The following is a 16,093-nucleotide window of genomic DNA, read 5'->3' on the forward strand; positions in this document are numbered from 1 at the left end:
AGAGTTTGGAGAGGTTATGCGTAAATTAGTATTGTTATTCCTATGTCTGTCTACCTTATTGATTGGCTGTGGCAAGTCGGCTGCACCTGATTCAGAAGCAAATGCTAGTATGGAGAAGGAGTCCGACTCAACTAGCTCAGCAAATACTTCAACGGAGTCCGACGGTCTGGACCCGGATTCTGATTTGGCTGCGGTCCTTAATTTGAAGAAGAATAACCCATTATACAAAATGACACCTGAGAAATACGAGGCTGCGATCCATCAGGGTGAGCAGAGCGATGCTGATGAGATGGGTGCTTTATATGATGCTTACGCGCTGCCAGTAGCGCAGAACAACCTGGCTAACCCCAAAGAGAAGCCTGCCAAAGTTATTCTAAGAACATCCTATTTAAAAGTGGTCGAGGCTTCTTATTTAACAGCCCAGCAATCACGTACATTGAATTTAGAAAAAGCCCAGGCCATTCCCCGAGTTTCTGGAATCAGTGTATCTATCATCGTTCAGGGAGACGAGACGATGCCTCTCGCTTATGATTACAAGGTGAAATTGCAGCAGGGCGACAGAGTCTATGAGCCCTATAAGTATGAAAATAGTGGAGATAAGCAATTAGCGGAGGATCCTTTTTCAACGACTTATTACTACAGTATTATGGGGCCTCCTGAAGGGAACTCCAAGATGCTGGATGCCTTGTTCTTAGGACTTAAAGGATTGGATTTCAAACAGCCTGCCAAGCTAATCCTATCCTATAGCGGCGAAGAGGATCATGTAGTTTATGAGCTTGACTTTAGCAAATATAAATAAACGAAGTCTTAAAGTAACCAATATAATAATAGAAATCCCGTCAACGTATTGTTGGTGGGATTTTTTATATTTGAAAGTAACGTTAAATTCTACATTTGATTCATTGATAGGACTTCTTTGTCACAATTTTACAGTTTGTAACGTTATAACTAGTGAGCTGCTATCAAATCAACTATGAAAGGTGGAAATCGAGATGATTGCTAAAAAACTCATGATTACTATGCTGGCCGTATCTTCATTAGCCTCTTTGCAGCCTGTATTTGCGGACGGCAGCGATCTGAAATCTGTGAATGAACAATCTATGGAAACTCAGGCGATTAAAATTCAAAACACAAAGGAAACTGCGACACCTATTATTCCACGTAGTAAACATAGGGTTTTTATGTTTTTTGCCGATGAGGAGGACTGGTTTAAGTGGACCAATAATACCGGAAAGCCTCAATTCGTGGAAGCTACAATGGCTGCTCTAGGAGAGAAAAATAGTGTGAGAATGGCGGCTCAAATTGAGTATGATGCAGATCACGAATCTCCACTTATGATTCATGATGAAGTGGCTAAGCCGCATTGGCAAGGAAGCGTCACTATGAAAGGTCTGTATGTTCCGGACGGTGCCTCCATTTATTTCCGAATGACCTACGAGAAGTTTGTTGTGCCGGTCAAAGAGTCTTACGCGTTTAGAATTGATATTCACGATGCGAATTAAACATAGAAACCACTCAGGGGTAAGTACTTAGTGGTTATGATTTATATTTTGAAGTAATAGTAAATTCTACATTTGATTCATTAATAGAGCTCCATTGTAACAATTTTGCAGTTTGAAATGTTATTACTAGTGAGCTGCTAGTCAAATCAACTATGAAAGGTGGAAATCGAAATGATTGCTAAAAAACTCATGATTACTATGCTAGCCGTATCTTCATTAGTCTCTTTGCAGCCTGTGTTTGCGGACGGCAGCGACCTGAAATCTGTGGATGAACAATCTATGGAAACTCAGGCGATTAAAATTCAAAATACAAAGGAAACTGCGATGCCTACTGCTCCGCGTAACAAACATATAGTTTATATGTTATTTGCGGATGAAGAGGATTGGTTTAAGTGGACCAATAATACCGGAAAGCCTCAATTCGTGGAAGCTTCATTGGCTGCTCTAGGAGAGAAGAATAGTGTGAGAATGGCGGCTCAAATTGAGTATGATGCAGATCACGAGTCTCCGCTTATGATTCATGATGAAGTGGCTAAGCCGCATTGGCGAGAGGGCGTCACCATGAAAGGTCTGTACGTTCCGGACGGTGCCTCCATTTATTTCCGAATGACCTACGAGAAGTTTATAGTGCCGATGAAGGAAACTTATGTGTTTAAAGTTAATAGTCATGAAGCGAATTAGACAATAAAAACCACTCAGGAGTAGGTGAAGTGCATCCCTTAGAATCCATCGGTTAACCCAGGGGGTTACAATGTCTATTCAAGGGGTCACTTCATTAAACCTGGGTGGTCTTATTGTTGTTACTTTTATAAATTATTTAGTTGGCGTAGTTACAGTATTGTACTCGTCCACCTCGAAGCTAAGAATGTTTTTAAAGATCACATATTCTACTCTTTTGCTGAATGGACCTTTGTTATTGCTGTGCTTATCGATACCGTACTTAGCTGGACCAGTACCCGCTTCCTTTGCGTCGTACCAATTAATGAAGCTGTTAACTTCACTCATGGAAAGATCAAATTCCTTTTCAGAACCATTGGTCATCGTAATGGTAAGGATTGCGCGATCGCCTGAAGGCTGTGGATTAGGTTCAGGTTCTGGCGTGTTTGTATTTATTGATGGAGTAACTAAAGCTTCATTAGAATAACTTGATTCACCATTTTTATCAATTGATGTTACTACATAGTAATAAGTTATGTCATTTGTTACAGTTGAGTCTGAGTAGTACGTTGCTGAAGTACTGGTTACTAATTTGTAGGGGCCACCTTTTGTTTCGGAACGATAGAGATTATATAGCGTTGAGTGCTCACTTTGATCCCATTTTAATTTTGCTAATGAATTTCCAGGAGTAGCTACTAAATTGGTTGGAGGAGTTAATTCATAATATTCACTATTAATGAACACATCGAACTCTGAAATATAAACTGGTGAAGTTCCTGAGTTAACTAGCTTGAAAAAGTGAACGTCGTTATAGCTATTTCCATAAGTTTTATTACCGTCTGCAACTAAAGGGGTAGAAAAATAGGTGTAATGAGCGCCGGAGTATCTACTATAACCCATTCCTAGTTTAGTAGCATCTCCTGAGGCTACCTTTAATTGATATGCAATTAACTGAACAGGAATCTTGAATTCAAACCATATTTGTTTTCCTGGATCAAGTTTAAACATTGTTGAATCTTCATTATCGGTGACTAATGATGTTGTGTCTTCGGTCACATAACCCTTACCATAGGATAGTTCTTTGCCGTTTAATACACCACCCTCATAAGCACTAACTGATGACAAAGGTAATAGAAAAGCAAAGAGTAGAGCGAAACTTAAAATCAAGCTAAATTTCTTTTTCATTCTATACAACTCCTTTATGTATTGTTACGTATTATAGAATACTGCTATTTAAAATTCCTTGTCCAAACATTTTATTTATAAATATGTAAATAAATGTCATTATTTCTTAGAGTTGGATGTTAGCTAACTGGAAATATATATATATATATATATAGAAGATAAGCATCAATGGTGATTAGAGTATTGGAATGATTCTTAATAATTTTCGAAAGTGGCTTAGACTTAATAAGTCGCTTTTTTTTATCCCAATCCGTCCTCAACATACAAAAAAAGGACACAAGCCCTTGTGAAAACCATGGTACAAGGGCTTGTGTCCGGGCATCCCTTGCGGGATGCCCATCATGGGAGAGGAGAAACCGGACGAAGAGCTTATGGGGAAACGTAAGTCTTCTCCGCGGTTGTCTACGACATTTGGTGATGTCGATATCTTCATTATGTCCGCATCTTACCGGTTTATACATGCATTTCTGAGAAAAAAGGAAGGCGAAGCAGGATATATTTTTCAAGCGCAGGCAGTTGTGGTACGATATCGTCATGAAAAATACGACACGGCATGTGACGGAGATAAGGAGAGAACAGACTTGCGTGTAATATCAGGGAGTGCCCGTGGACGGACACTCAAGGCAGTGCCCGGATCGGGAACACGGCCAACAACAGACAAAGTGAAAGAGGCCATCTTCAGTATGATTGGCCCTTATTTTGATGGAGGAATAGTCCTAGATCTGTTCGCCGGGACCGGCGGGCTTGGTATAGAAGCGCTCAGCCGCGGGATGGACCGCTCTGTATTCGTAGACTTGGAGTACAAGAGCATTGAGGTGATCCGGGCGAATTTGACAGCAACAGGACTTGCAGACCAGGCAGAGGTCTATAAGAACGATGCAGAACGAGCACTCAAGGCTTTGGGGAAGAAGGAGCTTTTATTTGATTTGATCTTCCTGGATCCGCCATATCGGATGAAGCATGGCGACAAGCTGATGTTGAAGATGGAAGAGCTGGGGATTGTGGCCCCTGAAGCGACAGTTGTTCTTGAATACGAATCTTCCTATCAATATTCTGAGCAAATCGGGGGATTTGAAGAGATTCGCAAAGCAGAGTATGGAGAAACTGCCGTATCCATTTACCGCTATTTGAAGCAGCAAGAGCCCGCAGCGGATCATTTGAAGGAGGAAGAACATCATGAATGAAGCGAAGTCCAATTTGAGGATAGCGGTCTATCCGGGGACCTTTGACCCTGTAACGAAGGGACATATGGATATTATTCAACGCGCTGCCAGGCAGTTTGATCGACTGATTGTGGCCGTGCTGAACAATACAAGCAAGAACCCTTTGTTTAGCGTAGAAGAGCGTAAGGTGCTGCTTCGTACAGTTACACGTGATTTGCCAAACGTAGAAGTCGATAGCTTCCGTGATTTACTGGTTAATTATATGAGCCTTAAACAGGCTCACGTTATTGTAAGAGGAGTCAGATCTGTGACCGATTTTGAATATGAATTGCAGATCGCTTCGACCAATCACAAGCTGAATAGTGATGTTGAGACTATTTTTATGATGACGAACCCGAAATATTCTTACCTCAGTTCTAGTGTAGTGAAGGAGATTGCGTATTTCCGCGGTGATGTAGGTGATCTGGTGGCTCCAGAGGTTGAAGAGGCATTGAGAAGCAAAATGGATCAGACTCAGCAGAATTCAAATTAGTGCTCGGAGCGTCTATGCTTCCAGATGAGTGAGAAAAGTACTAATCCGGCAATGACCACAGCGAGTAATCCGGATTGCCAGACCAGCAACTCCATGGACTGAGACCCATTGGGGAAGAGAAATACTGGGCTTAACGAGCCTTCTGCCCCTGAATCTGTAGACACTGCTGTTAATTGGGGAAACCATGAGTTGAACTGCTTCCAAATAAGCAAAGTAAGTACATAGGCAATAGCTCCATGCAGCAGGCGGGTGAATAGGAATCCCCGGATCTGCAGACCAGCTGGTTTGAGGACGGCCCGTACCTGAAAATAGCTGCACAGGCCTCCCCAGCCTAAAACCGCGCTGAGCAGTGCTGCTTGCAGTGCTGGCGATGTTATACCTTGTTGTACAATAGCATAAGTGCCTAGATGCACTTCCAATAAGCCCGGCAAGATATAGGCCGGAAAGCCGGAAGGAAAAGCCCTGGACAGAATCTGAATGACTACTGCAAAAATGAGCATAAATCCGCCGACCGTCATAAGAGTTTGTACGGCTTCGCTTACGGCATCCCCGAGCAGCTTGCCAAAGCTGCGCCCATCAAGCCTGCGGGCCTGCTCCATACTGCGGTAAGCCTGCTTGAAGAGGGACACTTGACTTCGATTGGCAGCTACTGCGTGAGGCTGTTCAGGCACTTCGGCTTCTGCAGCTTTGTTCCGGGCTCCCCGTCCCATACGGGAGTAAATGAATCCTGCACCAAGTCCTGCAAGCAGATGTACGATGAGCAGCAGGCTTCCTACAGCAGGCTGATGCAGAAATCCGGCGCTAATCACAATAATGATCAGCATGGGATTGCAGAAATGGGAGAGGGCAGCCAGGCGGGCGGCTTCTGAAGAGGGCAGCTGTCCTCTCTGATGCAGCTTGGCAGCAGCCGCAGCTCCAGATGGGAAGCCGACAACAGCGCCAAGCGGCAGAACAAAGCCTGCCGACCCTGGCAGACGAAAGAGGCTGCGCATAAGAGGGGTCAGCAAAGTGCCAATGCCATGTATAATCCCTAATGCAATCAGCATCTCTGTAAGTACAAGAAAAGGGAGAAGTGCCGGGAAGACGATATGCCACCAGATCTTTAAGCCCTCAAGTGATGCCTCAAAGGCTTGCTGTGGAGCGTAAACAATGCAGGCCACTATGGCTGCTGCTCCAAGAGCCAGCAGAGCGCTGGTGCGCATCCGGCCAGCCGTGGCCAAGTCGCGGTTCATGAGCTTCACCTCTATGATTAATATCTTGATTTTGTCTAAATTAAAATAAAATTCAAAATGTACAACCCTGAGTTCTTCTAGACCATGTCTATGCGGTTGTAAATCGAAACAGACCAAGCTCTGCCAAATGGGAGAGAGTTAAGCAGGAGGAAGGTGGGAGCTATGAACAAGAGTACAGGAAAGTGGTGGAAGGCGGCGCTTTTCTTGCTTGGTTTTATCTTGATTCTGTATGTAGTGGTCTTTATGCCCATCCCTTATATGGCGGATCGGCCAGGTTCAGCAGATGAGATTAAACCGATGATACTAATGAAGGAAGGGGATCAGCAGGAGAAGGGCACGTTCATGCTGACGACCGTCTCGCGGAGTTATTTAAATGTCGCAGGCTGGGTATTTGCTAAGCTGGACCGAAATGCGGTGATAAGTTCCAAGCCGAAGCGGAACGAAGCTGAATATGATACTCAGCAGTTGCTCTATATGACCAGTTCCCAATCCAATGCGATGGAAGCTGCCTACAGAAAGGCCAAGGAACCATATACCGTAGAGCCCCAATATATTTTTGTTGTAGGTTTGTCTACAAATCCGGCCCCCAAAGGGAACTTTCAGACGAAAGATAAGATTATCAGCATTGACGGCCAGGTCTTGAAGGATCGTGACGCCTTAACTGCCCTCCTTAGCGGGAAGAAGCCGGGCGATAAGATCAAGATCGTCTTGGACAGAGGCGGGAAAAAGGTGACAGAGAATGCCGAGTTGATTACGCTAACAGATGCCTCAACCGGTAAGACGAGGGCTGGACTTGGGCTGACCATTGGCGAGGTTCGTAAGGTGGTTAGCCAAGATCCGGGGAAACAGGTTGAATTTGCATCCACGGATATTGGCGGCCCTTCTGCAGGCCTTATGTTTACCCTGGAGATATACAACCAGCTTACATCAGGCGATCTAAGCCAAGGCCACCGCATCGCAGGGACAGGCACAATTGCGCCGGATGGAACGGTAGGTGCTATCGGCGGGGTTCAGTTCAAAATCGTTGCTGCCGACAGAAAAAAGGCAGAGATTTTCTTTGTGCCCGAGGAGAACTATGAGGATGCTAAGAACAAGGCCGACCAAATCGGTACTTCTATGAAGCTTGTTCCGGTGAAGACTGTAGATGACGCCTTGTCTTATCTGAAACAGCTTAAGTCTGCTTCTTAACCGTTAACATCTAATGGGGGCTTGGCGAAATTCTCTGAAGAGCTGAGCTGTGCTGTGGTCTTGCATGGCGTTATTGTAGACGGCGGCGGATCGCAGGTCCAGCTCCAGCATGGGGTCAGAGAAACTCTGCGGCCTGGTAATTACAGGCAAGGACGCTAAGCTCTTCATTTGCTTTAGAAGCTGCTGGCCTCTGTCTGTAAAACCGAGCACTCGAAGATATCTCGGCCCCTTCGATAAAGAGGCGGGATCAAGCTCCTTGTGCTCATGCTGAAGCAGAAGATGCACCAGCAGTCGCTGCAGCTTGGTACGCGTATAGCGTTTGGTCTTCAGCGCGTCAAGCAGAGCTTCAACGGTAGGCTCGGGGAGTTCAGGGAGTACCCGGTACAGACGGTATTCCAGTCCCTCGGTCATTTCATGCAGATGCGCCAGCCGCTTAGGTGATCGCGTTAAAAGCTCGTGAAACAGCGGGGTGCGAAAATGCTCCCAAGTCACTGGCCCTCTGCCTGCGGCGAACTCGCGGGACAGAATGTCTGCAGCCGCTTCGGGCATATAGCGGCGCGCTTCGCTCAGGCCGCCCGGCCCCAGCAGAAGCCGGCGGATCGCTGTCGCGCTGGCGATAGGCCCTGCGCCCGGCAGCGGGTCCAGATACCCCGCCCCTTCGCGGGGTATCGTCACGGGCTTGATCGCGCTGCCAAGCCGCTGCAGCGCGATCATATAATGCAGCCCAAGCGAATTGTTGGGCGCAAGCATCAGGTCGCGCACGTGCTCTGCCGGGCGCGCCAGGCGGGCTGCGGCCAATCTGGCCGCAGCAGCGGCATAGGCGGCGGGGTAGGCAGCCCCGCCGCTTAGCTCTTCGGCGATCAACGCTTTCAGATCGCCGGGCTCGTGGGCGAGCAGCTCGGCTAGCTCTGCCAGCTCCTGGGTGTGTCCTGCCTCGCTGCCAAAGCAAAGGTGGGACACGACCCCGGTGCCGTGCAGGATAGCTGCTGCGCCGCGGGCGAACCACTCGGCCGACTGGGATGAGTAGGCGATTGGAAGCTCCAGCACCAGATCAACGCCCAGACGCAGGGCCATTTCGGCCCGGGCCCATTTATCGACAATGGCAGGCTCACCGCGCTGAAGAAAATTGCCGCTCATCACGGCAACCACGCTTTCGGCTTTTGTAATTCGCTTGGCTTCTGCTAAGTGATGAGCATGTCCATAATGGAATGGATTATATTCGACGACAATTCCGACAATATTCAAGTAAAATTGCCTCCTCTTTTACAGCAGGTGATGATTTCCTTCTAAATATCGTTTATGGCTAGAAGAACCTCTGTAATATACCATTTTCCGCCTTTGGGCGGAAGGACGTCTAAAGCGCCCATCTTTGTAGTACAATAGGACAAATCAGATAAAGAGAATTCTTGACAAAACTCTTCTTTGATCGGTATAATTACTTTTGTTTGCTTGGAGTGATGAAGATGCAATTCCAATTCCGAAAAATGGCATCCGCTGAAGGAGCTGTGCAGTTTCAAGGCGAGCTGAACGTGGATCATATCGTCAAAGGCCGTAAGGACATTGTCGGTATTTCTCCTATGCATGTTGATCTCAAAGCCTATCCGGCTGGAGAGGATATGGTGGAGGTGCACGGAGAGCTGTCTGCGGATCTGAATATGCTTTGCTCACGATGCTTGAAGCCCTTGACCCGAGGGATTACGATTGACTTTAAGGAGCGCTTCGTGCATGGACAAGAACCGGCGAATGAGGATGAGATTGACGACAACGTCAACTATGTTCCTGAAGATCACGTCGATTTGATTCCATTCCTGGAAGAAAGCCTGCTGCTGAATGTGCCGTATACGATGGTCTGTGAAGACAACTGCGGCGGACAATTTCCGCTGAGCGGTAAGGACTGGAGTGTAGATGACGGCAGCTCGAAGGAAGATCGGATTGATCCGCGGCTGGCGGGACTCAAGGATTTTTTCAACAAATAATAAACCATTAGACAAACGTCGAATAAGGTTGACCTTAATAAGGAGGTGGGAACCATGGCAGTACCTCAACGGAGAACGTCCAAGACGCGCCGCGACAAACGCCGCACGCATTTCAAATTGGCTGTGCCGGGCATGGTAAAATGTGAACAATGCGGAGAATTGAAGCTTGCTCACCACGTATGTAAAGTTTGCGGAACATACAAATCAAGAGAAATCATCAAAGCGTAAGCACCATATTTTTTCTTAAAGTAGTACTTCATCTCTGGTGAGGTGCTATTTTTTTTGCCCAATGGCTACCTTTCTTTTTTGTGTAGGATGCTTTATACTAATTGTTAGTACCAGGTTCTAAACTGGATCGGAATATATTGTCTATAAATATGTGGCCTTTAGGGTCAGTTCTCCGGAAGAGGAGGCGTTAGATTATCGAACGTTTGCCTAAACGTGCGAGACAGCAGCAGCTCGCTAAGATGATAGAAGAGAATCCCTTTATGACGGATCAGGAGCTGACCCGTCAGCTGAAGGTTAGCATACAGACCATTCGTCTTGATCGGATGGAGCTGGGAATTCCGGAACTTAGGGAACGGATTAAGCTTATGGCTGAACGCTCCTACGATCAGGTTCGCTCGCTTCCGCTGCATGAAGTGATCGGGGATATTATTGATTTGCAGCTTGACCGAAGCGGCATCTCTATCTTTGAAATTCGCGAAGAGCATGTGTTCTCACGAACGGGCATTGCGCGCGGACACCATGTATTTGCTCAAGCCAATTCCCTTGCGGTGGCAGTCATCAATGATGAGATTGCCCTTACCAGCTCTGCAGATATCCGGTTTGTTCGCTCGGTGCATTTGGGAGAGAAATGCATTGCCAAGGCTTATGTCAGATCCGGGCAGGCCAGCAAAGTCAAAGCGAAAGTGGAAGTGTTCACTTACGTGGGCGAAGAAATGGTGTTTCAAGGGAACTTTGTCATTTATCGATCGGATGGCCACGAACAAAATGAAGGGGGACACAAAGCGTGAGAATCGCCATAGATGCCATGGGTGGAGATCATGCGCCGCTCTGTAATGTACAGGGGGCCATCTCGGCTGCGAAGGAGTGGCCGGATATTGAGGTGCTTCTCGTAGGTGACCGGGCTGTCCTTGAACCCCTGATGAATGAGAAGCCTGTGAATTTGAAGATTGAGCATGCATCTGAGGTTATTGAGGCCGAGGATGAACCTGTAAAGGCCGTGCGCCGAAAGAAAGATTCTTCCATGGTTGTTGCTGGCCGAATGGTCAAAGAGGGGACTGCGGATGCCATGATCTCGGCAGGAAATACCGGAGCTTTGATGACAACCGGGCTCCTGGTCGTTGGCCGGATGGAGGGTATTGAGCGGCCGGGACTTGCTCCGATGATCCCGACAATCGATGACCGCGGCGTGCTGGCGCTTGATTTGGGAGCCAATATGGATGCTGCACCTGAACATCTTGCACAGTATGCTATGATGGGGAGTATTTACCGCACCAAAGTACATGGTCTTAAGCAGCCTCGTGTCGGCCTATTGAATGTGGGCACTGAAGCTAAGAAGGGGAACGAGCTGACCAAAGCGGCTTATCCACTGCTTGAACAGCTTCCTGTTCATTTTGTTGGCAATGTCGAGGCTAGGGATGTGCTGTCTGGAGCATGCGACGTACTCGTCTGTGACGGATTTGCAGGGAATATTCTACTTAAATCCCTTGAAGGGACGGCGGGAACCCTTTTTTCAATTCTGAAGCAGGAATTTACGAAGACCTTCATGAATAAGATGGCGGCAGCGGTATTGATGCCTTCTTTGCGGGGGCTCAAGAGCAAGCTGGATTATAAGGAGCATGGAGGGGCACCTCTCCTTGGGCTGAGCGGGCTTGTTGTCAAGGGCCATGGTTCATCTGATGCCGGAGCCATTAAGAACGCTGTCCGCCAGGCAAGGGTGGCGCTGCAAAGTCGTTTGATTGAGAGCATATCACAGGAAATCAGCGGGAAGAGAGTGACGGAATAAATGAACTTACGGCCAGTGGGCATCATCGGTACAGGAAAATACGTTCCTGAAAAAGTGTTGACGAATGCAGATTTGGAGAAAATAGTAGAGACGAGTGACGAGTGGATTGTTTCGCGGACAGGGATTCGGGAGAGACATATTGCTGCTCCTGAAGAGGCTACATCGGATCTCGCGTATCAAGCGGCCTTGAAGGCGCTGGATTCTGCGGGTCTTGCTCCTGAGGATCTGGAGCTGATCATTGTAGCTACCGTTACACCGGACACTTTCTTCCCTTCTACAGCTTGTATTCTTCAAGATAAGCTGGGAGCGAAGAAGGCTGCGGCTTTTGATCTGTCTGCAGCCTGCTCGGGATTCGTGTATAGTCTCGCTACCGCCAATAACTTTATTGGCAGTGGGATGTATAACAATGCATTGGTTATCGGGGCAGACACCTTGTCTCGTATTACTGATTATAATGACCGCAACACCTGTGTGCTGTTCGGTGATGGGGCAGGAGCAGTAGTTCTTGGTCCCGTGCCGGAAGGCCGCGGCTTTAAATCCTTTGATTTAGGTGCTGAAGGCGCAGGGGGAAATCTGCTTAAGCTGGAAGCTGGCGGTTCCAGACTTCCTTCATCTGAAGATACGGTGAAGGAAGGCAAGCATTATATTTATATGAATGGCCGGGAAGTGTTCAAGTTCGCAGTTCGGGTCATGGGCGCTGCAACAGATGAGGTTCTGCGCAAGGCTGGGCTGGCCAAAGAGGATATCGATTTGTTTGTTCCGCATCAGGCGAACATTCGGATTATTCAATCTGCTATGCAGCGTTTGAATCTGCCGGAAGAGAAGTGCGTAATTAATGTAGATAAGTACGCCAATACCTCTGCAGCTTCAATTCCTTTGGCTTTGGTTGAAGCGGCTGAAGAAGGCCGGATTCAGGAAGGCGATAAGGTGCTGCTGGTTGGTTTCGGCGGCGGCTTGACCTGGGGAGCTTCTACGTTGGTATGGTAACCCTTGTGTGAACAAAACGGCTATCTTTATCTCTTATAGAGCAGCTTGACAGGACAAAGGATTGGGAGTGAAGCAATTCATATGGGTAAGATTGCATTTATATTTCCGGGACAAGGGTCTCAAGCTGTGGGGATGGGCAAGGATGTTTATGAAGCGGTCCCTTCAGCAAGAGAGACTTTCGAAGGCGCAAACCGGGTCCTTGGATTTGCATTAACAGATTTAATCTTCGAAGGCCCGGAAGGTGATCTCAAGCAGACCGCCAACACGCAGCCGGCTCTATTAACCACAAGTTATGCTTTGTATCAGGCACTGGCAGCCCAAGGCGTGCAGCCTGATTATGTAGCAGGACACAGCTTGGGAGAATATTCGGCATTAACAGCCGCAGGCGTACTGAGCTTTGAAGAGGCTGTCTCGGTTGTGCGGGCACGTGGTGAGTTTATGGAACAGGCTGTCCCAGGCGGGCAAGGCGCTATGGCGGCCGTGCTCGGAGGCGACCGTAAGGCACTGGCAGCGCTTTGTGCTGAAATTACGGCTTCCGGTCAGCTCGTCGAGCTGGCTAATATCAACTGTCCCGGACAAATTGTCATTTCTGGCAGCAAGGAAGGCGTGGATACGGCGGCACAGCGCATTAAGGAAATTGGTGCCAAGCGTGCGATTCTGCTTGAAGTGAGCGGACCTTTCCACTCCTCACTGATGAAGGGAGCTGCAGAGAAACTCCAAGAGAAGCTGGGACAAGTACAGTTCCGTAATGCGGATATTCCCGTAATTGCGAATGTTACAGCTCGTGAAACCCAGAGCGCTGAAGAAATTTCTCAGCTGCTCACTCTGCAGGTCTATTCCCCTGTTCTCTGGGACGATAGTGTTAGAAGCTTGATCTCGCTCGGGGTAGATACTTTCGTGGAAATCGGGCCTGGAGCTGTTCTCACAGGGCTGGTGAAGAAGATCGACAAGAGCGTTCGTACCTTGAATGTAAACGGCTTGGAGAGCTTGCAGCAGGTAGTAGAAGAGCTCAAGGCTTAGGGCTTGGTTTAACTATAGATTTTTCGCGTAAGCATGGGCCCGTGTAAATGCCATTTATTCGGATTTCCGGCTGCAGCAGCACCTTGGCGATGAAGTATCATCTAATCCATGATCTCGTCGTCTGAAGGAGCCGCTTACCCTAGGCATTCGCTTAGGTGGGCTGTAATTCGTATTATTTCATGAAGGGAGGAGAACTTATGAGCAAACCTCTTTCTGGAAAATCTGCTCTTGTTACTGGCGCTTCACGGGGCATTGGGCGCAGCATTGCGCTGGCTTTGGCCGAGGCAGGTGCCAATGTGGCCGTGAATTATGCGGGTAACGAGGAGGCTGCAGCCAAGGTAGTTGCCGAGATCGAAGCTCTAGGTGCTAAGGCGTTTGCCATCAAGGCGCATGTTGGCGACTTGAAGCAATTTGATGCCATGGTAGCTGGAGTTGTAGAGGCTTGGGGCAGTATTGACGTCCTGGTGAATAATGCAGGGATTACAAGAGACAATTTAATTATGCGAATGAAGGAAGAGGATTTCGACCAGGTTATTGAGACGAACCTGAAGGGTGTCTTCAATGGCATTAAAGCTGTAACTCGTCCGATGATGAAACAGCGTTCTGGCCGGATTATCAATATTTCTTCCGTGGTTGGCGTTCTTGGCAATGCTGGACAGGCCAATTATGTGGCAGCCAAGGCGGGTGTAATCGGACTGACAAAATCTTCGGCCCGGGAACTTGCTTCCCGGCAGATCACCGTGAACTGTGTCGCTCCGGGCTTTATTGAGACGGATATGACAAATGAGCTTCCGGAGGATTTGCGTGCTAAGATGTTGGAGGATATTCCGCTATCACGTCTAGGTCAGCCGGAGGAAGTTGCCAAGGTCGTGCTGTTCCTGGCCTCTGAAGATGCCAGCTACATGACGGGTCAAACCCTGCATGTAGACGGCGGGATGTACATGTAATTCCGCTTGTCTGGGGACACTTATGCTGGACTATGGCATTTTAACTTCAATTCTCGTATAATACCATGGAGGAGGTGAACCGGATGTCCGATGTATTGGAGCGTGTAAAACGCATCGTAGTAGACCGCTTGGGCGCTGATGAAGCTGAAGTCACACTGGAGGCTTCATTCAAAGACGACCTAGGGGCTGATTCCCTCGACGTTGTTGAATTGGTCATGGAATTGGAAGACGAATTCGATCTGGAAATTTCAGATGAAGATGCAGAGAAGATTACGACCGTAGGTGAAGTTGTGAATTACATACAATCACATACCTAAGTCATTCAAAGTCCCGTACCTCCTTTTGCAGGCGGGACTTCTCCTCATTTTTATCCTAATTTTTACAGAGCATGGAGTTCTATTTATCGAAAAATATTTGCACATGCAGTCTATACGAGGTGAGCGTGTTTGAAACATAGAGTGGTCGTGACAGGCATGGGCGTAATGACTGCGCTCGGACAGGAACTGGATACGTTCTGGGACAGCCTGATGAAGGGTAAGTCCGGTGTCAGCCTAATTGATGCTTTTGATGTAAGTGAATATCCTACAAAGATTGCTGCTTCCATAAAGGATTTCAATCCAGAGGATTATATGGATCGCAAAGAAGCCCGTAAAATGGACCGTTTCGTACAACTTGCGGTTGCTGCAGGCTCAAAAGCAATGCAGGACAGCGGTGTGGAGATCGGAAAGAATACGGATGCTGAGCGAATCGGTGTTTCTATCGGTTCAGGGATCGGTGGTCTGGGTACTTGGGAAGATCAGCATAATATTTTGTTGGAAAAAGGCCCTAAACGGGTCAGCCCGTTCTTTATTCCGATGATGATCGCCAACATGGCATCCGGCCAAATGTCGATCATGTTCGGAGCTAAAGGACCAAATACGACACAGGTTACGGCCTGTGCCACAGGCAGTCACTCCATCGGTGACTCTTTCCGGCTGATTCAGCGCGGTGACGCCGATGTGATGATTTGCGGCGGTGCGGAAGCTACGATCAGACCGACAGGTATGGCCGGCTTCTGTTCTATGCGTGCAATGTCTACACGCAATGATGAGCCTGAGAAGGCGAGCCGTCCATTCGATACGGGCCGCGATGGATTTGTAATGGGAGAAGGCGCAGGGATTCTGATTCTGGAGTCCTTAGAGCATGCCGAGCAGCGCGGAGCGCATATTTATGCCGAAGTTATCGGCTATGGTCTGAGCGCGGACGCCTACCATATCACAGAGCCCGATCCAGATGGAGCGGCTCGCTGCATGAAGATGGCTATCCGCGATGCCGGGATTCAGCCGGAAGAGATTGATTATATCAATGCTCACGGAACGTCGACTCCTGTGGGGGATCGTTCGGAGACACTGGCAGTGAAGAAGGCGCTCGGAGATCATGCGTATAAGGTAGCAGTGAGCTCGACCAAGTCCATGACGGGCCACCTGCTTGGAGCCGCTGGCGGCGTTGAAGCAGTTGTTTGCGGACTTGCCTTAACGCATGGATACATTCCGCCAACCATTAATCTGGAGAACCAGGATCCTGAATGTGACCTGGATTATGTACCTAATGTTGCCAGAAAGGCAGATCTTAAAGTAACTATGTCGAATTCCTTCGGGTTCGGCGGACACAATGCCACCATTATTTTGAAGAAATTTGATGCGTAAGGGGTCAG

General features: G+C 48.0%; 18 protein-coding genes. 15 read left to right on the top strand and 3 right to left on the bottom strand.

Features of this window, described 5'->3' with window-relative positions:
* Window positions 1-16 precede the first annotated feature (16 nt).
* The 3 genes from DCC85_RS08450 (at window position 17) to DCC85_RS08460 (ending at window position 2,183) form a co-directional block, all read left to right on the top strand.
* Window positions 17-799 carry a hypothetical protein gene (locus DCC85_RS08450; protein WP_234414389.1) on the top strand — a complete coding sequence of 261 codons (783 nt, stop codon included), beginning with the start codon at window positions 17-19 and terminating at the stop codon, window positions 797-799.
* A 193-nt stretch (window positions 800-992) separates the two neighbouring features.
* The gene (locus tag DCC85_RS08455; protein WP_108465182.1) at window positions 993-1,502 is read left to right on the top strand and encodes a hypothetical protein; all 510 of its coding nucleotides are present in this window, start codon (window positions 993-995) and stop codon (window positions 1,500-1,502) included.
* 171 nt (window positions 1,503-1,673) lie between these two features.
* Window positions 1,674-2,183, top strand: a complete 510-nt coding sequence (locus DCC85_RS08460) for a hypothetical protein (protein ID WP_108465183.1) — start codon at window positions 1,674-1,676, stop codon at window positions 2,181-2,183.
* Between the two features lie 132 nt (window positions 2,184-2,315).
* On the opposite strand, the gene DCC85_RS08465 is transcribed toward DCC85_RS08460, so the two are convergent.
* Window positions 2,316-3,344: a fibronectin type III domain-containing protein gene (locus DCC85_RS08465; RefSeq protein ID WP_108465184.1), complete on the bottom strand. Its 1,029-nt coding sequence runs from the start codon at window positions 3,342-3,344 to the stop codon at window positions 2,316-2,318.
* 581 nt (window positions 3,345-3,925) lie between these two features.
* Between DCC85_RS08465 and rsmD the strand changes: the two genes are divergently transcribed.
* The gene (gene rsmD / locus DCC85_RS08470) at window positions 3,926-4,528 is read left to right on the top strand and encodes a 16S rRNA (guanine(966)-N(2))-methyltransferase RsmD (RefSeq protein WP_108467778.1); all 603 of its coding nucleotides are present in this window, start codon (window positions 3,926-3,928) and stop codon (window positions 4,526-4,528) included.
* Entirely contained in the window at window positions 4,521-5,039 is a 519-nt protein-coding gene (gene coaD / locus DCC85_RS08475; RefSeq protein WP_108465185.1) for a pantetheine-phosphate adenylyltransferase, read from the top strand. Before rsmD ends, coaD begins: the two co-directional genes overlap by 8 nt.
* Here coaD and DCC85_RS08480 read toward each other — a convergent pair.
* Window positions 5,036-6,271 (bottom strand): nucleoside recognition domain-containing protein, encoded by a 1,236-nt coding sequence (locus tag DCC85_RS08480; RefSeq protein WP_108465186.1) that lies wholly within the window; start codon window positions 6,269-6,271, stop codon window positions 5,036-5,038. The two genes, coaD and DCC85_RS08480, sit on opposite strands and share 4 nt — an antisense overlap.
* A gap of 162 nt (window positions 6,272-6,433) precedes the next feature.
* On the opposite strand from DCC85_RS08480, the gene DCC85_RS08485 reads away from it, so the two are divergent.
* On the top strand, window positions 6,434-7,459 hold the full coding sequence (locus tag DCC85_RS08485; protein WP_108465187.1) for a SepM family pheromone-processing serine protease: 1,026 nt from the start codon (window positions 6,434-6,436) through the stop codon (window positions 7,457-7,459).
* A 3-nt stretch (window positions 7,460-7,462) separates the two neighbouring features.
* Here the strand turns inward: DCC85_RS08485 and DCC85_RS08490 are convergent, their stop codons facing one another.
* Complete coding sequence (locus tag DCC85_RS08490; protein WP_108465188.1) at window positions 7,463-8,704, bottom strand: nucleotidyltransferase; 1,242 nt, start codon at window positions 8,702-8,704, stop codon at window positions 7,463-7,465.
* A 218-nt stretch (window positions 8,705-8,922) separates the two neighbouring features.
* Here DCC85_RS08490 and DCC85_RS08495 point away from each other — a divergent pair, with 218 nt between their 5' ends.
* The 9 genes from DCC85_RS08495 (at window position 8,923) to fabF (ending at window position 16,085) form a co-directional block, all read left to right on the top strand.
* A complete protein-coding gene (locus tag DCC85_RS08495; protein ID WP_234414390.1) occupies window positions 8,923-9,435 on the top strand; it encodes a YceD family protein in 513 nt (170 codons plus the stop codon).
* Between the two features lie 54 nt (window positions 9,436-9,489).
* A complete protein-coding gene (gene rpmF, locus DCC85_RS08500; RefSeq protein ID WP_083180129.1) occupies window positions 9,490-9,663 on the top strand; it encodes a 50S ribosomal protein L32 in 174 nt (57 codons plus the stop codon).
* Between the two features lie 203 nt (window positions 9,664-9,866).
* The gene (gene fapR / locus DCC85_RS08505) at window positions 9,867-10,451 is read left to right on the top strand and encodes a transcription factor FapR (protein ID WP_108465190.1); all 585 of its coding nucleotides are present in this window, start codon (window positions 9,867-9,869) and stop codon (window positions 10,449-10,451) included.
* On the top strand, window positions 10,448-11,446 hold the full coding sequence (gene plsX, locus DCC85_RS08510; protein ID WP_108465191.1) for a phosphate acyltransferase PlsX: 999 nt from the start codon (window positions 10,448-10,450) through the stop codon (window positions 11,444-11,446). Before fapR ends, plsX begins: the two co-directional genes overlap by 4 nt.
* On the top strand, window positions 11,447-12,433 hold the full coding sequence (locus DCC85_RS08515; RefSeq protein WP_108465192.1) for a beta-ketoacyl-ACP synthase III: 987 nt from the start codon (window positions 11,447-11,449) through the stop codon (window positions 12,431-12,433).
* Window positions 12,434-12,514: 81 nt separating this feature from the next.
* Window positions 12,515-13,453, top strand: a complete 939-nt coding sequence (gene fabD / locus DCC85_RS08520; protein WP_108465193.1) for an ACP S-malonyltransferase — start codon at window positions 12,515-12,517, stop codon at window positions 13,451-13,453.
* A 197-nt stretch (window positions 13,454-13,650) separates the two neighbouring features.
* On the top strand, window positions 13,651-14,400 hold the full coding sequence (gene fabG, locus DCC85_RS08525; protein WP_108465194.1) for a 3-oxoacyl-[acyl-carrier-protein] reductase: 750 nt from the start codon (window positions 13,651-13,653) through the stop codon (window positions 14,398-14,400).
* An 83-nt stretch (window positions 14,401-14,483) separates the two neighbouring features.
* Complete coding sequence (gene acpP / locus DCC85_RS08530; protein ID WP_019638123.1) at window positions 14,484-14,717, top strand: acyl carrier protein; 234 nt, start codon at window positions 14,484-14,486, stop codon at window positions 14,715-14,717.
* Between the two features lie 129 nt (window positions 14,718-14,846).
* Window positions 14,847-16,085, top strand: coding sequence for a beta-ketoacyl-ACP synthase II (gene fabF, locus DCC85_RS08535; protein WP_108465195.1), 1,239 nt, complete (start codon window positions 14,847-14,849; stop codon window positions 16,083-16,085).
* The last annotated feature ends 8 nt before the right edge of the window (window positions 16,086-16,093 follow it).

The organism is Paenibacillus sp. CAA11 (assembly GCF_003060825.1).
Lineage (GTDB): Bacteria > Bacillota > Bacilli > Paenibacillales > Paenibacillaceae > Fontibacillus.

What these genes read in the sequence shown, in the direction of transcription:
- rpmF (WP_083180129.1), top strand. Translation starts at nt 9,490, where the DNA reads ATGGCAGTACCTCAACGGAGAACGTCCAAGACGCGCCGCGACAAACGC.
- acpP (WP_019638123.1), top strand. Translation starts at nt 14,484, where the DNA reads ATGTCCGATGTATTGGAGCGTGTAAAACGCATCGTAGTAGACCGCTTG.
- DCC85_RS08450 (WP_234414389.1), top strand. Translation starts at nt 17, where the DNA reads ATGCGTAAATTAGTATTGTTATTCCTATGTCTGTCTACCTTATTGATT.
- fabG (WP_108465194.1), top strand. Translation starts at nt 13,651, where the DNA reads ATGAGCAAACCTCTTTCTGGAAAATCTGCTCTTGTTACTGGCGCTTCA.
- DCC85_RS08515 (WP_108465192.1), top strand. Translation starts at nt 11,447, where the DNA reads ATGAACTTACGGCCAGTGGGCATCATCGGTACAGGAAAATACGTTCCT.
- DCC85_RS08460 (WP_108465183.1), top strand. Translation starts at nt 1,674, where the DNA reads ATGATTGCTAAAAAACTCATGATTACTATGCTAGCCGTATCTTCATTA.
- DCC85_RS08465 (WP_108465184.1), bottom strand. Translation starts at nt 3,344, where the DNA reads ATGAAAAAGAAATTTAGCTTGATTTTAAGTTTCGCTCTACTCTTTGCT.
- DCC85_RS08455 (WP_108465182.1), top strand. Translation starts at nt 993, where the DNA reads ATGATTGCTAAAAAACTCATGATTACTATGCTGGCCGTATCTTCATTA.
- fabD (WP_108465193.1), top strand. Translation starts at nt 12,515, where the DNA reads ATGGGTAAGATTGCATTTATATTTCCGGGACAAGGGTCTCAAGCTGTG.
- DCC85_RS08485 (WP_108465187.1), top strand. Translation starts at nt 6,434, where the DNA reads ATGAACAAGAGTACAGGAAAGTGGTGGAAGGCGGCGCTTTTCTTGCTT.
- DCC85_RS08495 (WP_234414390.1), top strand. Translation starts at nt 8,923, where the DNA reads ATGCAATTCCAATTCCGAAAAATGGCATCCGCTGAAGGAGCTGTGCAG.
- coaD (WP_108465185.1), top strand. Translation starts at nt 4,521, where the DNA reads ATGAATGAAGCGAAGTCCAATTTGAGGATAGCGGTCTATCCGGGGACC.
- DCC85_RS08480 (WP_108465186.1), bottom strand. Translation starts at nt 6,271, where the DNA reads ATGAACCGCGACTTGGCCACGGCTGGCCGGATGCGCACCAGCGCTCTG.